This window comes from Pseudothioclava nitratireducens, from assembly GCF_029210495.1.
GTDB lineage: Bacteria > Pseudomonadota > Alphaproteobacteria > Rhodobacterales > Rhodobacteraceae > Pseudothioclava > Pseudothioclava nitratireducens.
In genome coordinates this window covers 38,367-54,588 of record NZ_JARGDK010000003.1, presented here as the reverse complement: position 1 = coordinate 54,588, position 16,222 = coordinate 38,367, and the positions used below count along the sequence as shown (strand labels likewise).

Below are 16,222 nucleotides of genomic sequence, written 5' to 3'. Positions count from 1 at the left end.
CGCAGGGGCGGCTTCGCCTTGAACCCCACTGGCTTTTAAGGCATCAGATGCCCATGGATATTCGCTTCAAAGCCCTTCTGGTTCACCTGCTGACTGCGACGGGCGCGGTGCTTTCGATGCTGGCCATGCTGGCCGCGGTCGATGAGAACTGGAGCATCATGTTCCTCTGGCTGGTGGTGGCGCTTTTCGTCGATGGGATCGACGGTCCGCTGGCGCGGCGCTACGCCGTCAAGACGAACTTCCCGATCTATGACGGCGTCCTGATGGACCTGATCGTCGATTACCTCACCTATGTTTTCATCCCGGCCTTCGCGCTCTTCGAATCCGGCCTGCTGCCGGGCTGGACCGGGTGGCTTGCGATCATCGCGATCACCTATGCCAGCGTGATCTATTTCTCGGATACGCGGATGAAGACCAAGGACAACTCGTTCTCGGGCTTCCCGGCCTGTTGGAACATGGTGGTGCTGGTGCTGTTCGCGCTCGAGCCGGGCTATTGGGTGACGCTCGGCGTGGTGCTGGCGCTGGCGGTTGCGATGTTCTTCCCGCTCAAGTTCATCCACCCGACCCGGACGCTGCGCTGGCGCGCGGTCAGCCTGCCGGTGGCGCTTGCCTGGACTGTATTCGCGGGCTGGGCGGCCTGGGTCGATTTCCACCCGGAAAGCTGGGCGCATTGGGGTCTGATGGTGACCTCGATCTACTTGCTCCTGGTCGGGATCGTGCAGCAGATCGTCCCCGAGAAAGCCGCCTGAGGCGCTACAGCCGGGTCAGGACCACGCCGCACACGATGAGACCGGCCGCGAGCGCCTTGTGCCGGGTCATCCGCTCGCGGAACACCAGCCATCCGATCAGCACTGCAAACAGGATCGAGGTCTCGCGCAGCACCGCGACAAGCGCAATCGGTGCGACCGTCATCGCCCAGATCGAGATCGCATAAGCGCCATAAGACGCCCCCGCCCCCAAGACCGCCAAACCCCAATCGCGGGGCGGCGAAATCAGATACCGCGTGCCCCGCTGCGCGATCATCAAGAGCGCAAAGCCCAAGCCCCCGCCAATCATCAGCCAACCGACATAGCCGGGCGCATCGCCCGCGACCCGCGCGCCCATCCCGTCCACAATCGTATAGGTCGCGGTCGCCACGGCCGATCCAAGCGCGAAGGGCAGCAGGCGGCGGCTCTCGCCATCGGTGAAGACGCCCCGCGCCATCAACAGAATCCCGAGACCCAAAACCGCGATGCCCGCATAGCCGGAGGGTTCGATGTGATCGAGCGCGAACAGCGCCGAGACGATGGCGACCATCATCGGCGCCGCGCCGCGTGCGATGGGATAGACGCGGCTCAGGTCGCCTTGCTCATAGGCGTGGGCCAGAAAGAACTTGTAGGCGAAATGCACGAAACCCGCCCCGATGATCCATGGCCAGGCCTCGGGGATCGGCATCGGGCGCGTCACGACGACCGCCACGCCGACGCCCGCCTCGGCCAGCGAAAGCATCACCATTGCGCGGATCTTCGACCCGCCCAGACGGATCAGCGCATTCCAGAGCGCATGTAAGAACGCCGCGGCCAGCACCGCCAGCAGGACGGTGACGCTCATCGCGGGACCCCTGTCAGGATTGAACCCCTAAGCGCTATCCGAGGCGGTGGAGCGGGGCAAGGGGGCTCTGCCCCCGCCTGCCTGCGGCAGACTCCCCCGGGATATTTGACGCGATTGGACGCAAGGTGCTTTGGCTTCCAATCGCCGGAAATATCCCGGGGGGTGAATTTACGAAGTAAAGAGGGGGGCAGCGCCCACCTTCTTCATCTTAGCTCAGCGCATCGTTGCAGCGTTTGCAGGTTCCCGGGTGCTTGTGGCTGCCGACATCTGGCAGGATTTTCCAGCAGCGCTCGCATTTCTCGCCTTCCGCGCGTTCGAACACGACCGCGACGCCCGGCACTTCGGGCAGGCGGAAGGCCTCGTTCGGGGCGGGGTCCGCGGTCAGCTGCAGGTCCGAGGTAATGCACAGGTCAGCGAAGGGCACCGATTTGAGCGCGGCGAGGATTGCGGCGTCCTCGACATGGATCACCGGCGCTGCTTCGAGCGACGCGCCGATCACCTTTTCGCTGCGCTGGATTTCCAGCGCGGCGGTCACGGTGCGGCGCGCCCGGCGGATGCCGTCCCATTTCTCGGCCAGCGGCTCATTGAGCCAGTCTGCGGGCGTTGCCGGGAAGTCTTGCAGGTGGACCGAGCTGTCCTCGCCGGGGAAGCGTGAGAGCCACACGTCCTCCATGGTGAAGGGCAGGAGCGGCGCGAGCCACGTGGTCAGGCGATGGAACAGCAGGTCCAGCACCGTGCGGGTCGCGCGGCGGCGCGTGCTGTCTGCGGCGTCGCAATAGAGCGCATCCTTGCGGATGTCGAAATAGAGCGCCGAGAGGTCCACCGTGCAGAAGTTGAACAGCGCCTGGAACACACCCTGGAAGTCGAAGGCGGCATAGCCTTTGCGGACCTGATGATCGAGCGCCGCGAGGCGGTGCAGCACCCATTGCTCCAGCTCCGGCATCTCGGCCAGATCGAGGCGCTCGGCCTCGGTGAAGCCATGCAGGTTGCCAAGCATGAAGCGCAGCGTGTTGCGCAGGCGCCGGTAGCTGTCCGCCGTGCCCTTGAGAATTTTCGGCCCGATCCGCTGGTCGTTGGTGTAATCGGTCTGCGCCACCCAGAGACGCAGGATGTCCGCGCCATATTCCTTGATGACGTCCTCGGGGGCGATGGTGTTGCCGATCGACTTGGACATCTTCATGCCCTTCTCGTCGAGGGTGAAGCCATGCGTCACCACGTTGCGATAGGGCGCGCGGCCCTTGGTCGCGCAGGCTTGCAGCATCGAGGAGTGGAACCAGCCACGGTGTTGGTCAGTGCCTTCGAGATAGACATCGGCGATGCCGTCCGCCGTTCCGTCCTCGCGGTCGCGCAGCACGAAGGCATGGGTCGAGCCAGAGTCGAACCACACGTCGAGCACGTCGAAGACCTGATCGTAGTCTTCGGGGTTCACGGAATTGGCGAGCACTTTCTCCTTGAAGCCCTCTTCATACCAGACATCGGCACCGGCCTCTTCGAAGGCGGCGGTGATGCGAGCGTTGACCTCGGGGTCCTTGAGCAGGAAGTCCGGGTCGGTGGGCTTCGCACCGCGTTTGGTGAAGCAGGTCAGCGGCACGCCCCAGGCGCGTTGGCGCGAGAGCACCCAGTCGGGGCGGTTCTCGATCATCGAGAACAGGCGGTTCTTGCCGGTCTCTGGGGTGAACTTCACCAGTTCCTTGATCGAGGTGAGCGCGCGGGCGCGGATCGTGTCGCCGTAGGCGCCCATCCCGTCATCGAGTTTGGCGTCGATGGCGGCGAACCATTGCGGCGTGTTGCGATAGATCACCGGGGCCTTGGAGCGCCACGAATGCGGATAGGAGTGCTTCATCTTGCCCTTGGCCAGAAGCGCGCCCGCCCATGCGAGTTGCTTGATGTTCGAGACGTTGGCCGGGCCTTCCTTGCCATCGGGCAGGATGATGTGCTGACCGCCAAAGAGCGGCAGGTCGGCACGGTAGCTGCCGTCCGGCTCGACATTGTAGGTCATCGGAAGGCCGAATTTCAGGCCAAGCTGATAGTCGTCGTCGCCGTGGCTGGGTGCGGTGTGGACAAAGCCCGTCCCCGCATCGTCGGTCACGTGGTCGCCCGGCAGGCAGGGGACGTCAAAGTCCCACTCGCCCGCGCCGTTCTCGACGCCCGCATAGGGGTGCGAGAGGGTCAGCCCTTCAAGTTCTTGCGCGCTCACCGTGCGCACACGGCGATACATGCTGTCCTCGAGCTTGGCCGAAGTCAGCACGCCACCCGCCAGCTTGTCGGCGAGCACGAGGTATTCGCCAGCAACGGCGGTCGAGCCTTCGGGGGCTTCGGTGACCTCGTAAAGGCCGTATTCGATGGACGGGCTGAACGCGACCGCGCGGTTTTGCGGGATGGTCCAAGGCGTCGTGGTCCAGATCACGACGCTCGCGGCGTGAAGCTGGTCGGCGAGCAGCGCCTGATCCGCGCCGTCATATTCGACTGCATCCTCGACCGGCATTACGGCATTGCCGCCGCGCCGCACCTTGAAGCGCACCCAGATCTGATGGCTCGTATGGTCGTGATACTCGACCTCGGCTTCGGCCAACGCGGTTTTCTCGACCGGCGACCACATCACGGGCTTCGAGCCCTGATAGAGCGAGCCGTTCATCAGGAACTTCATGAATTCCTCGGCGATCACGCGCTCGGCGTGGAAATTCATGGTCAAGTAGGGATCGTCCCAGTTACCATAGACGCCGAGGCGCTTGAATTCCTCGCGCTGGATATCAACCCAGCCTTCGGCGAATTTGCGGCATTCCTGACGGAAGGCGACCGTGTCCACGGCGTCCTTATCGAGACCCTTGGCGCGGTATTGCTCTTCGATCTTCCATTCGATCGGCAGGCCGTGGCAGTCCCAGCCCGGAACGTAGCGCGCGTCAAAGCCCATCATCTGGTGCGAGCGCGTGATGAAGTCCTTGATCGTCTTGTTCAGCGCGTGGCCGATATGCAGGTGGCCGTTGGCATAGGGAGGGCCGTCATGCAGCGTAAAGGGCTTGCGGCTGCCATCCTTGGCCTTGTCGCGCAGGCGGTCGTAGATGCCGATCTTCGCCCAATGCGCGAGCCATTCCGGCTCGCGGTCGGGCAGGCCCGCGCGCATCGGGAAATCGGTCTCGGGCAGGAAGACGGTATTGCGGTAATCGGCAGAGTTTTCAGGCGTGTCGGCACACATGGCGTGATGGTCCTTGGAAAGGGTGGGGCGTCGCCCCGGATCGGTCGCAGTATGTGCGACCCGTTCACAGCATCCCCGGCTACCCTGACGCGTCAGAGCGCCGGGCCGGTAATTCGCAGGCTGTGATCAACATGAGTCATGCCCGCCTTATAGGCGCGGGGGCAGGGGGCGGCAAGCGGGGAAACGGGCCGCGGAGGGGGCCTTTCAACCGTCTCCCATCTCGCATAGGCTCGGGGCGCAGACTGAATCCGACCGGAGGCCCGATATGTCCGATCCCGCGATGCTCACGCCCGAACAGGTCGAGGCGCTGTTCACCCGATCCGGGGGCGAGTATCTCTTTGCGCGCTGGGGGCGACCGATCGTTCCGGTGATCTTCGGGGTGGATGCGCCCACGCTGGCGACGGTGAAGGGCGCGATCGAGGCGGTTGTCGTGCTGGCCGGGCATCAGATGGCAGAGACCGACCCGGAATTGGGCGCCAATGTCATGGTGTTCTTCTTCCGCGACTGGCAGGAGCTTCTGGAGGTGCCGAACCTCGATCAGATGATCGACGGTCTTCAGGACCTCGTGGTGCGGCTCGACGATGCGGGGGCGAACCAATATCGCGTGTTCCGTTTTGACAAAGACGGCGCGATCCGGGCGTGTTTTGCCTTCGTGCGGATGGATGCGGCGCTCGACGAGGTGCCCGCCGAGACCATCGCGCTGCAACAGGCGGTGCAGCTGATCCTTCTGTGGTCCGATCAGGCCTTTGCCGAGACCTCGCCGCTGGCGCAGGCCAAGGGCGTGACCGTTCTGCGTCCCGAGATCGCTGCGGTGATCGCGGCGGCCTATGATCGGGTGCTTCCGGCGGTCGCCAAGGACCCGAGCCACGCGCTGCGACTTGCTGCACGTCTGACCGCGCCGGACTGAATTGTCATTGTTCGGTCAAGCGGTTATGCAGGGCGCGCAGGTGCCGCAGACCCGAAGGAGCATCCCATGCCCCACGAATTCCCGATCCGTGTCTATTACGAAGATACCGATCTTGCGGGCATCGTCTACTACGCCAACTATCTGAAATTCATCGAGCGGGGCCGGAGTGAGTGGATCCGCGATCTGGGTGTCGATCAGACGGCTTTGCGCGACGATCACAACATCGTCTTTGCTGTGCGCCGGGTCGAGGCGGATTACCTGCGCTCTGCCAGGTTTGATGATATGCTGCGCGTGACCACCGAATTGGTGAGCGAAACCGGCGCTCGGATCACGCTTGAACAGGCGGTCTGGCGGGGCGAGGAAAAGCTCTTTGCGGCGATGGTTGTGCTGGTCTGCATGACACTTGAGGGCACGGTTGCGCGGCTTCCTGCCGATATCCGGCGCAAACTCGTGCCGGCGGTGCATTGACTGTAACAATTCCCCCCTCGGAATGACGCAGTTGTTATGGCTTTCCCCCTGAACCTGCGTTAGAATTACTGCTAATCAGAGCCGCGAAAACGTGGCCCAACCGGCGAGCAGTGATCTATGGAAACAGAAGCCCTTGCGATGGCGCAGGAGATGGATTTCTCCTTGCTCGCGCTTTTTGCGCGCGCCTCCCTTACCGTAAAACTCGTGGTGATCTTGCTGATCCTGTCCAGCTTCTGGTCATGGTCCATCATCATCCGCAAATTCCTGACCTTCCGTGCGGCGCGCACGGAGGCGGAGCATTTCGACCGTGCCTTTTGGTCGGGCGAGCCGCTCGATGAGCTGTTCGATCAGATCGGCCCCGCGCCGGATGGTGCGAGCCAGCAGATTTTCGCGGCGGGGATGCTTGAATGGCGGCGCAGCCACCGGCAGGACGGTGAGCTGATCGCGGGCGCGCAGGCCCGGATCGAGCGGTCCATGGACGTGGCTATCGCCAAGGCCGAAGAGCACCTGAACGCGGGCCTTTCCTTCCTGGCGACGGTCGGTTCGACCGCGCCTTTCGTCGGCCTGTTCGGCACGGTCTGGGGGATCAAGGTCGCCTTTGAGGAAATCGCGATTTCGCAGAACACCTCGCTTGCGGTTGTGGCGCCCGGTATCTCCGAGGCGCTGGTGGCAACGGCGCTCGGTCTTCTCGCGGCCATCCCGGCGGTGATCTTCTACAACAAGCTCTCCGCCGATGCGGACAAGATCGCGGGTGGCTATTCGGCCTTTGCGGACGAGTTCTCGACCATCCTGTCGCGCCAGCTGGACTCCTGAGCCATGGGCGGCGGTGTGATGAAAAAGGCGAGCGGCGGACGGCGGCGCCGGGGGCGCGGCGCGCGCCACCAGGCCATGGCCGAAATCAACGTGACGCCGATGGTGGACGTCATGCTGGTGCTGCTCATCATCTTCATGGTGGCCGCTCCGATGATGACCGTAGGCGTGCCGCTTGAACTCCCCAAAACGGCGGCCAAGGCGGTGCCGACCGAGCAGGAAGAGCCGCTGACGGTGTCGCTGCAACTCGACGGGACGGTGTCGATGATGAACAGCCCCGTGCCGATGGAAGAATTGGTCGGGCGGCTTCAGGCCGTCGCGCAGGAGCGTGAGAGCGACAAGGTCTTCCTGCGGGCGGATGGCGGCATCGAATATGCGCGCGTGGTCGAGGTGATGGGCGCGCTCAATGCGGGTGGCTTCGCCAATATTACGCTGGTCACCGATGCGGGCGGGCCGACGCTGTCGGGCAAGCCTGCGGGCGAACAGTAACCGAAGGGTTAGGCGCGGATCATGCGCATGGATCGGGCAGACAAGATTGGCACTGGCATTTCCGCCGCACTCCATCTGGGGGTGATCGGCTGGGTTTTGCTGGGTGGCCAGTGGTTCAAGCCCACGCCCTCCGATCCGATTGCCATTAGCGAGGTCTCGGTGATCTCCGAGGCGGAGTTCGCCGCGATGATGGCGGCGGCGCCCGCGCCTGCCGAGACCGAAGTCACCCAGCCCGAAGCGCCAAGCGCCGAACCGGTCACCGCCGAAGCGCCCGAGCCTGAGGCGGTCGTCACGCCCGAGCCGGAGCCAGAGCCTTTGCCAGAGCCCGACCCGGTGCCCGAGCCGCAGCCCGACATGACCGATCTGACGACCCCGCCGGAGCCCGCCGAGGTCGTCGAGGTTCCGCCCGAGATGATGCCGCCGGTCGAGATCCCGCAGGACACGATCGCGCCCGAGTTCAGCCCGCGCCCGGTGCCGAAGCCTGCGCCACGCGTCGCGCCGACGCCCGCCGAAGCGCCCGAGCCGGATGCGCAGGTCTCTGACCTTGCGCAGGCCGAGACCCGTCCCGAAGAAAGCGACGAGGCCGAGCCGATCATCAAAGAGCCGACCCAAGAGGCCGCGCCTCCCGAGGCGACGACCGAGATTGTGACCGAGGCGACCGAGACCGAGGAGGTCGCGAAAACCTCTGCGCCGCTTTCCTCGCCCAAACCGCGCACGAAGCCCTCTCGCCCGGCACCTGCACCGGCAGAGCCGAAACCTGCGGCCCCTGCCGCGACGCAGCCCGCGCAGACGCGCGACGCGGTGGCGGATGCGCTCGCCGAGGCGCTGGCGGCCGAAGGTGGCACCGGCACGGGTGGGTCGGGCCGCGCGCCCTCTGGCCCGCCGCTCACCAGCGGCGAGAAGGACGCGCTGATCGTCGATGTTAAACGCTGCTGGAACGTCGGCGCGCTCTCCTCCGAGGCCCTGCGCACCACCGTGACGGTCGGCGTGACGATGCGCCCCGATGGCACCCCCGATATCGGCTCGATCCGGCTTTTGGGTTCTGAGGGCGGGTCGGATGCCGCTGCGCGTCAGGCCTATGAGGCCGGGCGCCGCGCCATTGTGCGCTGCGGCTCGGATGGGTTCCCGCTGCCCGGCGAGAAATTCGATCACTGGCGCGAGATCGAGATCGTCTTCAACCCCGAGAAGATGAGGATGCGATGACCCGCGACATGTCCGATCGGCAAATTACCGCGACTGCTCCGGCGCTTGTGATGCGCGGGCGGCCTGAAATCCGTTACAAGTGCAAAACGCCCATGAAGGGAATGCGAATGATGATGCGTGTGCTGATGGCGGCCCTTGCGGCCCTGATCCTGGCTCCGGTGGCGAGTTTCGCCCAGAACGGCCCGCTGCGGATCGAGATCACCGACGGTGTGATCGAGCCCTTGCCCTACGCGCTGCCCGGCTTCATCGCCGAAACGGGTGATGCGGGCGGCATGGCTGCCGATATTACCCGCGTGATCGGCGCGGACCTGAGCGGCACCGGCCTTTTCCGCGAGATCCCGCAAGACGCCCATATCCAGCGTTTTGGCGCGTTCGACACGCCCGTGTCCTATTCCGACTGGACCGCGATCAACGCGCAGGCGCTGATTGTCGGCGCGGTTGCGATGCAGGGCGACAAGGTGGTGGTGAAGTTCCGCCTCTTCGACGTCTATTCGGGTCAGCAGCTCGGCGACGGTCAGCAGCTTGCGGCCTCGGTCGGCAGCTGGCGTCGGCTCGCGCATAAGGTGGCAGATGTGATCTACAGCCGGATTACCGGCGAGAGCGGTTATTTCGACAGCCGTGTGGTCTATGTCTCGGAATCAGGCCCCAAGAACGCGCGCCAGAAGCGGCTTGCGATCATGGATTACGACGGCGCGAATATCCAATACCTCACCGACAGCTCGACCATCGTGCTGGCCCCGCGCTTCTCTCCGAATGGCGACCGGGTGCTTTACACGACCTTCGAGACCGGCTTCCCGCGGATCAAGATGCTGAACGTGGGCAATGTCAGCGCGCAGCTTCTCCCCGAAGTGCCGGGCACGATGACTTTCGCGCCGCGCTTCTCGCCCGATGGTGGCGCGATCGTCTACTCGATGGAGCAGGGCGGCAATACCGACCTGTGGAAGATGGGCGTCAATGGCGGTGGCGCGCAACGCCTGACCAACAGCCCCTCGATCGAGACCGCGCCGAGCTATTCGCCCGATGGTGGCCGGATCGTCTTTGAGAGCGACCGCTCGGGCACGCAGCAGCTTTACATCATGTCGGCCTCGGGCGGCGAGCCGACCCGGATCTCCTTCGGTGAGGGCCGCTACGGCACGCCCGTCTGGTCGCCGCGCGGGGACCTGATCGCCTTCACCAAGCAGCATGCGGGCCGCTTCCATATCGGCGTGATGCGCACGGATGGCTCGGAAGAGCGGCTGCTGACGGCTTCATTCCTCGATGAAGGCCCGACCTGGTCGCCCAATGGCCGCGTGATCATGTTCACCCGCGAAAGCCCCGGTGCGGCGGGTGGCGCGCAACTTTATTCGGTCGATATCTCGGGCCGCAACCTGAAGGCGGTGAATACCGGGGGCGCGGCCTCCGACCCGGCTTGGTCTCCGCTTCTGCCCTGAGGTGGGCGGCTTCCAATCGGCCACGAACCTGTTAATCTTTGACCCCAAAGGGGCTGTAATAAAGGCGGTAATACAATGAAACTGGGAACCAAGGCAGTGATCGTGCTGGCCGGGCTCGCGCTCGCGGCATGTAACAATCCGGACAAATATGCCGGCGGTGCAGGCGTGGTTGATCCGGGCGGCGCTTATGGCGATGGCGGGATCACGCAAGGCGGTATCAACGATCCGAACTCGCCGGCCTATTTCAGCCAGACGATCGGCGACAAAGTGCTCTTCGCGGTCGATCAGTCGACCCTGAGCCCCGAGGCCCGCACCACCCTGTCGGGGCAGGCGCAGTGGCTTTCGCAGCATCCGCAATATGCCGCGATCATCGAAGGCCATGCCGACGAGCAAGGCACCCGCGAATACAACCTTGCGCTGGGGGCCCGCCGGGCCAACTCGGTGCAGGAATACCTGATCTCGCAAGGTGTGGCCGGCTCGCGCCTGCGCACCGTGTCCTACGGCAAGGAGCGCCCGCTCGAAGTGTGTTCGACCGAGGATTGCTACGCCAAGAACCGCCGCGCGGTGACGGTGATCTCGCTCGGCGCGGGGAGCTAAGGCATGCTGCGCGCCCTGATGCTGAGTGCGGCGCTTGTGACGGCTTTGCCCGTCGCGGCGCAGGATGCCCAGACGCTGGCCGATATCCGGGCAGAGCTGGGTCAGTTGTCGGCGCAGATCCAGGGTCTGCGACAAGAGCTGGTGGCTTCGGGCGCGCAGGGTATTCAGGCGGCGGGCGGTGCCTCGGCGCTTGAGCGGATGGACTCGATGGAGGCGCAGCTCAGCCGGCTGACCTCGCGGACCGAGGCGCTGGAGAACCGGGTCAATCAGGTTGTTTCGGACGGGACGAACCGGGTTGGTGATCTCGAATTCCGCCTGTGCGAGTTGGAACCGGGCTGCGATATCGGCAGCATCGGTCAGACCGCGAGCTTGGGCGGTTCGGCGGCCCCTGCCAATCCGGTGACGGCGCCCGCACCGAATTCGACGCCTGCACCTGCCGGTGCATCGCTGGCCATGAACGAACAGGCGGACTTTGATCGGGCCAAGGGGGTGCTCGATCAGGGTGACTTTCGCGGCGCCGCTGACCTCTTTAAGACCTTTGCCGAAACCTACCCGGGCGGCCCCCTGACCGGCGAGGCGCTTTATCTGCGCGGCGAGGCGCTCAAGCAATCGGGCGAGACGTCGGCGGCGGCGCGGGCGTGGCTCGATGCGTTCTCTGCCGATCCAACGGGCAATCGCGCGCCGGATTCGCTTTTGATGCTGGGAACGGCACTTGGTGATCTGGGTCAGCAGGTCGAGGCTTGCGCGACGCTCGCCGAAGTGCCGCTGCGCTTCCCCGCGGCCCCGGCTGCTGGTGAGGCGCAAGCCGCTTTGACGCGGCTCAACTGCCAGTGAGCGATTTCGAGACCGGCAGCGCGGCGCGTCAGGCAGCCGTGGCTGCGGGCGATATGACGCCCGAGGATGCGTGGCTCTATCATTGGGCGGACAGCGCCTTTCCCCCGCATCCGCGCTACCCGACCGACCGGATTGGCGTGGCGGTATCCGGCGGGTCGGATTCGATGGCGACGCTGGCGCTACTGGCCAAGTTTCACACCGTCGAAGCCGTGACGGTGGATCACGGGTTGCGGCCCGAGGCGGCGGACGAGGCGGCTTTCGTGGCCCGGTTCTGCGCCACGCATGACATTCCCCACACCACGTTGCGCTGGGACGGCCCCGCGCCGAGCGGCAACCTGATGGATCAGGCGCGGCGCGCGCGGTTGCGGCTGATCGGAGACTGGGCGCGGGCGCGGGGGATCGCGTCGGTGGCGCTTGGCCATACGTCCGACGATCAGGCGGAGACATTTCTTATGCGCCTGTCGCGCGAAGCGGGGCTGGAGGGGCTGGCCGGTATGCACGCGCGGTTCGAGGCCGAGGGCATCCTCTGGGTGCGGCCGTTCCTGATGCAAAGCCGGGCCGAGCTGCGTGGTTATCTCACCCGGCATGGCATTGGCTGGGTCGATGACCCTTCGAACAGCAATGCGCGGTTTGATCGGGTGAAGGCGCGCAACGCGCTCGCGGCGCTCAAGCCGCTGGGGATCGACGCCGAGAAGATCAATTCGGTTGTGCACCATCTGGCGATGGCCGAGGGCGCGCTGAACGCCTGCCTCCATGATTTTGCCGAGGCCGCGGTCAAGACGCCTGCGGGCGATGTCGTGATCGACGCGATGGCCTTTCGGCGCAGCAATCCCGAGATGCAGCGCCGCCTCATCGTGGCCGCCTTGCGTTGGGTGTCCGGCGCGGACTATGCCCCCCGCGCGTCTAAGGTGAGCGATTTCCTGATGAGCTGGGGCGAACGCCCGGACCGAACCTTGCATGGCTGCCGGATCACGGTCACCGACACTGAAATGCGTCTGACCCGTGAGGCGAAAGCCGTGGCCGAGTTGCGCGCGCCGGTTGGCCAAATCTGGGATCGCTGGCGGCTGGAAGGTCCGGCCAAGGCGGGGCAGGAAATCGCCGCTCTCGGCGCCGAGGGGCTGCGCCACTGCCCCGATTGGCGCGAAACTGGTATCCCGCGCGCCTCGCTATTGGCCTCTCCGGCGGTTTGGCAGGGTGAAAATCTGGTCGCCGCTCCCCTCGCAGGGCTCGAAAACGGCTGGAAAGCGCGGATTGACTGCGGCTCTTTTCACTCTTCGCTATTCAGACGTTGAACCTGCCCGCGTAATCCCTATTTTCTCTTGCAAAGGTGTCGCCTCGCTGCGGCACCCGAAATATTTGGAGGATTCCCCTTGGGTAACGCGCGCAATCTTGCCTTCTGGGCTGTTCTGTTCCTGCTGATCCTGGCGCTGTTCCAGCTTTTCGGTGACGGGCAGAGCAACATGAACGCAACCGCGAAAAGCTATTCGGAGTTCATGACCTCGGTGAATGACGGCAAGGTCACCTCGGTTACGATCGACGGCGAAGACGTGCGCTATCAGACGAGCGAGGGGAATTTCTCGACCGTCAAACCCTTCTCCGACGAGATCGCCGAGAAGCTGATCGACCGCGGTGTGCAAGTGCGCGTGGTCAAGCAGGAGCAATCGGGCTTCATGTCGTTGCTGGGCGTGTGGCTGCCCTTCCTCGTGCTGATCGGGATCTGGATCTTCTTCATGAACCGGATGCAGGGCGGCGGCAAAGGCGGCGCGATGGGCTTTGGCAAATCGAAGGCCAAACTGCTGACCGAAAAGCATGGCCGCGTGACCTTTGACGATGTGGCGGGCATTGATGAGGCCAAGGAAGAGCTTGAGGAAATCGTCGAGTTCCTGCGCAACCCGCAGAAGTTCTCGCGCCTCGGCGGCAAGATCCCGAAAGGCGCGCTGCTGGTCGGCCCGCCCGGCACTGGTAAAACCCTTTTGGCGCGCGCTATCGCGGGCGAGGCGGGCGTGCCCTTCTTCACCATCTCGGGCTCGGATTTCGTCGAGATGTTCGTGGGTGTGGGTGCGAGCCGCGTGCGAGACATGTTCGAACAGGCGAAGAAGAACGCGCCGTGCATCGTCTTCATCGACGAGATTGACGCCGTGGGGCGTGCCCGTGGTGTCGGCATCGGCGGCGGCAACGACGAACGCGAGCAGACGCTGAACCAGCTTCTGGTCGAGATGGACGGGTTCGAGGCGAACGAAGGCATCATCATCATCGCCGCGACGAACCGCAAAGACGTGCTCGACCCGGCGCTGCTGCGTCCCGGCCGCTTCGACCGTCAGATCCACGTGCCGAACCCGGACATCAAAGGCCGCGAAAAGATCCTTACCGTGCACGCACGCAAAGTGCCGACCGGTCCCGATGTCGATCTGCGCGTGATCGCGCGCGGCACGCCGGGCTTCTCGGGGGCGGACCTGATGAACCTTGTGAACGAGGCGGCGCTGATGGCGGCGCGCGTCGGGCGTCGGTTTGTCACGATGGAGGATTTCGAGAACGCCAAGGACAAGGTGATGCTGGGGGTCGAGCGGCGCTCGATGGTGCTGACGCCCGAGCAGAAAGAGATGACCGCCTATCACGAGGCCGGCCACGCGATTGTTGGACTCTCGCTGCCGAAATGTGACCCGGTCTATAAGGCGACGATCATTCCGCGCGGTCAGGCGCTGGGCATGGTGGTTTCGCTGCCCGAGATGGACAAGCTCAACTATCACAAGGACGAGGCCAAGCAGAAGATCGCCATGACCATGGCGGGCAAGGCGGCCGAGATCCTGAAATGGGGCGAGGAGCATGTCTCGAACGGCCCGGCAGGCGACATCATGCAGGCGTCTGCGATTGCGCGCGCGATGGTGATGCGCTGGGGCATGTCGGACAAGGTCGGCAATATCGACTACTCCGAGGCCCATGAGGGCTATCAGGGCAATACCGGTGGCTTCTCGGTGTCGGCGACGACCAAGGAACTGATCGAAAGCGAGGTTCGTGAGCTGATCGAAACCGGCTATCAGGAGGCGCGGCGCATCCTTGAGGAGCGTCAGGCCGAATGGGAGCGTCTGGCTCAGGGCCTTCTGGAATACGAGACGCTGACTGGTGACGAGATCAAGAAGGTGATCGCGGGCGAACCCCTTGGCGGCGACGATCAGGATGACGGCCCCTCGGGCGATGTTCCCTCGGTGACCGCGCTGCCCAAGACCAAGCCGAAGAAGAAGGGTGGCGATGCCGCCCCCGAACCGAGTGCCTGAGCATGGCAAAGGCGCTGGGTAAGGACGGGATCGTCGGGGACTGGTCGCCTGAAACCTATGGGCGTTTCAAGGACCTGCGCCTGCGCCCGGCGCTTGACCTTCTGGCGCGCGTGCCAGCGCTGCCCGAGAAAGGCCGGATCATTGATCTCGGCTGTGGCTCGGGCGCGGTGGCCGAGGCGTTGAACCACCGCTACCCCAAGCGCAAGCTGGTGGGCGTAGATGGCTCGCCTGCGATGCTCAAGAAGGCGGCGGCGACCGGGGCCTATGATCGTTGTGATCTGGCTGACATCTCGGTTTGGGACAGCAACAAGCAACCTGCACTGATCTTTTCGAACGCGGCGCTACAATGGCTGGGCAATCATGGCGCGCTGCTGCCGCGCTTGGCGGGGATGCTGCGCCCGGGCGGCGTTCTGGCGGTGCAGATGCCTCGCCAATATGGCGCGCCGTCGCACCGTTTCCTGCGCGAGTTCGCCGCCGAGATGTTCCCCGACCGCTTTGATCTGGAGCGGTGGCAAGCGCCTGTCGCCTCGCCCACGGATTACGCGCGGATGCTCGGCGGGCTTGGTGCCCTCGACATCTGGCAGACCGACTATGTCCAGCGGCTCGAGCGCGAGGGTGATGTTCACCCGGTGCGCCGCTTCACCGAGGCGACCGCAATGCGCCCCTTCCTCGAGAAACTCGACGAGGCAGAGGCCGCACGCTTCGTGAAACGCTACGATGCGGCACTTGAGGCCGCCTATCCTGCCGAGGCCGATGGCTCGGTTCTGTTCCCCTTCCGGCGGGTGTTTATCGTTTTGCAGGTGCGTTGATGGCTGCGCTCAAGCCGACCGAATTTTCTGGTGAAATCGTATTTTTGGGGCGTGTCCCGAGCGATGCGGGATTGGCCTCCGTCGCTTGCGAGCGTTTGGTGCTGGGCTTCGATGGGGCCGAGGGTGAGGCACATGGCGGGCGCACGCGGCTCTCTTGCTCGCGTGTTCTGGCGCAACATCCGCGCGGCACGGAGATCGCGAACACGCGCCAGTTGACGATCCTGTCGTCTGAAGAACTCGCCAAGACCGCGATCGCGATGGAACTCCCCGAGATCGACCCGCAATGGGTTGGGGCTTCGATCGTTCTGCGCGGACTGCCCGATCTGACGCATCTGCCGCCTTCCTCGCGCTTGCAGGGGCCGGACGGCGTCAGTCTCATCGTCGATATGGAAAACCGGGCCTGCGTTTTGCCCGGCAAGGTGATCGAAGCGCAGCACGAGGGCTTCGGCGCGCGCTACAAGCCCGCCGCGTCAGGGCGGCGCGGGGTGACCGCATGGGTGGAGCGGCCCGGCACGCTCGAACTTGGGCAAAGCCTGCGCCTGCATATCCCCGATCAACGTATCTGGTCGCATTTCGATGAGGCGCGCGGCTGATCTGCGGCGATTTACGTCGTGAATAGG

At 64.7% G+C, this 16,222-nt stretch carries 15 protein-coding genes; 13 read left to right on the top strand and 2 right to left on the bottom strand.

Features of this window, described 5'->3' with window-relative positions; translation table 11 throughout:
* The first annotated feature begins 53 nt into the window (after positions 1–53).
* The gene (locus P0X85_RS04260) at positions 54–749 is read left to right on the top strand and encodes a CDP-alcohol phosphatidyltransferase family protein (protein ID WP_275808985.1); all 696 of its coding nucleotides are present in this window, start codon (positions 54–56) and stop codon (positions 747–749) included.
* A gap of 4 nt (positions 750–753) precedes the next feature.
* Here the strand turns inward: P0X85_RS04260 and P0X85_RS04255 are convergent, their stop codons facing one another.
* Together P0X85_RS04255 and ileS are read right to left on the bottom strand one after the other, a co-directional pair.
* Positions 754–1,590, bottom strand: a complete 837-nt coding sequence (locus P0X85_RS04255) for a DMT family transporter (RefSeq protein WP_275808982.1) — start codon at positions 1,588–1,590, stop codon at positions 754–756.
* A gap of 208 nt (positions 1,591–1,798) precedes the next feature.
* Positions 1,799–4,783, bottom strand: coding sequence for an isoleucine--tRNA ligase (gene ileS, locus P0X85_RS04250; protein ID WP_275808978.1), 2,985 nt, complete (start codon positions 4,781–4,783; stop codon positions 1,799–1,801).
* 265 nt (positions 4,784–5,048) lie between these two features.
* Here ileS and P0X85_RS04245 point away from each other — a divergent pair, with 265 nt between their 5' ends.
* The 12 genes from P0X85_RS04245 (at position 5,049) to P0X85_RS04190 (ending at position 16,195) form a co-directional block, all read left to right on the top strand.
* Positions 5,049–5,690, top strand: a complete 642-nt coding sequence (locus P0X85_RS04245; RefSeq protein ID WP_275808975.1) for a hypothetical protein — start codon at positions 5,049–5,051, stop codon at positions 5,688–5,690.
* 66 nt (positions 5,691–5,756) lie between these two features.
* Positions 5,757–6,158 (top strand): tol-pal system-associated acyl-CoA thioesterase, encoded by a 402-nt coding sequence (gene ybgC, locus P0X85_RS04240; RefSeq protein ID WP_275808972.1) that lies wholly within the window; start codon positions 5,757–5,759, stop codon positions 6,156–6,158.
* Between the two features lie 117 nt (positions 6,159–6,275).
* On the top strand, positions 6,276–6,971 hold the full coding sequence (gene tolQ / locus P0X85_RS04235) for a protein TolQ (RefSeq protein ID WP_275808969.1): 696 nt from the start codon (positions 6,276–6,278) through the stop codon (positions 6,969–6,971).
* Between the two features lie 3 nt (positions 6,972–6,974).
* Positions 6,975–7,457 (top strand): ExbD/TolR family protein, encoded by a 483-nt coding sequence (locus P0X85_RS04230; protein ID WP_275808966.1) that lies wholly within the window; start codon positions 6,975–6,977, stop codon positions 7,455–7,457.
* A gap of 21 nt (positions 7,458–7,478) precedes the next feature.
* The gene (locus P0X85_RS04225; RefSeq protein ID WP_275808963.1) at positions 7,479–8,660 is read left to right on the top strand and encodes a cell envelope biogenesis protein TolA; all 1,182 of its coding nucleotides are present in this window, start codon (positions 7,479–7,481) and stop codon (positions 8,658–8,660) included.
* Between the two features lie 101 nt (positions 8,661–8,761).
* The gene (gene tolB / locus P0X85_RS04220; RefSeq protein WP_420851788.1) at positions 8,762–10,090 is read left to right on the top strand and encodes a Tol-Pal system beta propeller repeat protein TolB; all 1,329 of its coding nucleotides are present in this window, start codon (positions 8,762–8,764) and stop codon (positions 10,088–10,090) included.
* 75 nt (positions 10,091–10,165) lie between these two features.
* Complete coding sequence (gene pal, locus P0X85_RS04215) at positions 10,166–10,687, top strand: peptidoglycan-associated lipoprotein Pal (protein ID WP_275808960.1); 522 nt, start codon at positions 10,166–10,168, stop codon at positions 10,685–10,687.
* Positions 10,688–10,693: 6 nt separating this feature from the next.
* A complete protein-coding gene (gene ybgF / locus P0X85_RS04210; protein WP_275809786.1) occupies positions 10,694–11,521 on the top strand; it encodes a tol-pal system protein YbgF in 828 nt (275 codons plus the stop codon).
* On the top strand, positions 11,518–12,813 hold the full coding sequence (gene tilS / locus P0X85_RS04205; RefSeq protein WP_275808958.1) for a tRNA lysidine(34) synthetase TilS: 1,296 nt from the start codon (positions 11,518–11,520) through the stop codon (positions 12,811–12,813). The genes ybgF and tilS overlap by 4 nt, the downstream gene beginning before the upstream one ends.
* Positions 12,814–12,891: 78 nt before the next feature.
* On the top strand, positions 12,892–14,793 hold the full coding sequence (gene ftsH / locus P0X85_RS04200; protein ID WP_275808955.1) for an ATP-dependent zinc metalloprotease FtsH: 1,902 nt from the start codon (positions 12,892–12,894) through the stop codon (positions 14,791–14,793).
* Between the two features lie 2 nt (positions 14,794–14,795).
* On the top strand, positions 14,796–15,602 hold the full coding sequence (locus P0X85_RS04195) for a methyltransferase domain-containing protein (RefSeq protein ID WP_275808952.1): 807 nt from the start codon (positions 14,796–14,798) through the stop codon (positions 15,600–15,602).
* Positions 15,602–16,195, top strand: a complete 594-nt coding sequence (locus tag P0X85_RS04190; RefSeq protein ID WP_275808949.1) for an MOSC domain-containing protein — start codon at positions 15,602–15,604, stop codon at positions 16,193–16,195. The genes P0X85_RS04195 and P0X85_RS04190 overlap by 1 nt, the downstream gene beginning before the upstream one ends.
* Positions 16,196–16,222: the final 27 nt, after the last annotated feature.

Excerpts from the sequence above, each read along its gene's own strand:
- P0X85_RS04245 (WP_275808975.1), top strand. The coding sequence starts at position 5,049 with ATGTCCGATCCCGCGATGCTCACGCCCGAACAGGTCGAGGCGCTGTTC.
- tolQ (WP_275808969.1), top strand. The coding sequence starts at position 6,276 with ATGGAAACAGAAGCCCTTGCGATGGCGCAGGAGATGGATTTCTCCTTG.
- P0X85_RS04255 (WP_275808982.1), bottom strand. The coding sequence starts at position 1,590 with ATGAGCGTCACCGTCCTGCTGGCGGTGCTGGCCGCGGCGTTCTTACAT.
- ybgC (WP_275808972.1), top strand. The coding sequence starts at position 5,757 with ATGCCCCACGAATTCCCGATCCGTGTCTATTACGAAGATACCGATCTT.
- tolB (WP_420851788.1), top strand. The coding sequence starts at position 8,762 with ATGCGAATGATGATGCGTGTGCTGATGGCGGCCCTTGCGGCCCTGATC.
- P0X85_RS04190 (WP_275808949.1), top strand. The coding sequence starts at position 15,602 with ATGGCTGCGCTCAAGCCGACCGAATTTTCTGGTGAAATCGTATTTTTG.
- P0X85_RS04195 (WP_275808952.1), top strand. The coding sequence starts at position 14,796 with ATGGCAAAGGCGCTGGGTAAGGACGGGATCGTCGGGGACTGGTCGCCT.
- P0X85_RS04225 (WP_275808963.1), top strand. The coding sequence starts at position 7,479 with ATGCGCATGGATCGGGCAGACAAGATTGGCACTGGCATTTCCGCCGCA.
- pal (WP_275808960.1), top strand. The coding sequence starts at position 10,166 with ATGAAACTGGGAACCAAGGCAGTGATCGTGCTGGCCGGGCTCGCGCTC.
- P0X85_RS04230 (WP_275808966.1), top strand. The coding sequence starts at position 6,975 with ATGGGCGGCGGTGTGATGAAAAAGGCGAGCGGCGGACGGCGGCGCCGG.
- ileS (WP_275808978.1), bottom strand. The coding sequence starts at position 4,783 with ATGTGTGCCGACACGCCTGAAAACTCTGCCGATTACCGCAATACCGTC.
- P0X85_RS04260 (WP_275808985.1), top strand. The coding sequence starts at position 54 with ATGGATATTCGCTTCAAAGCCCTTCTGGTTCACCTGCTGACTGCGACG.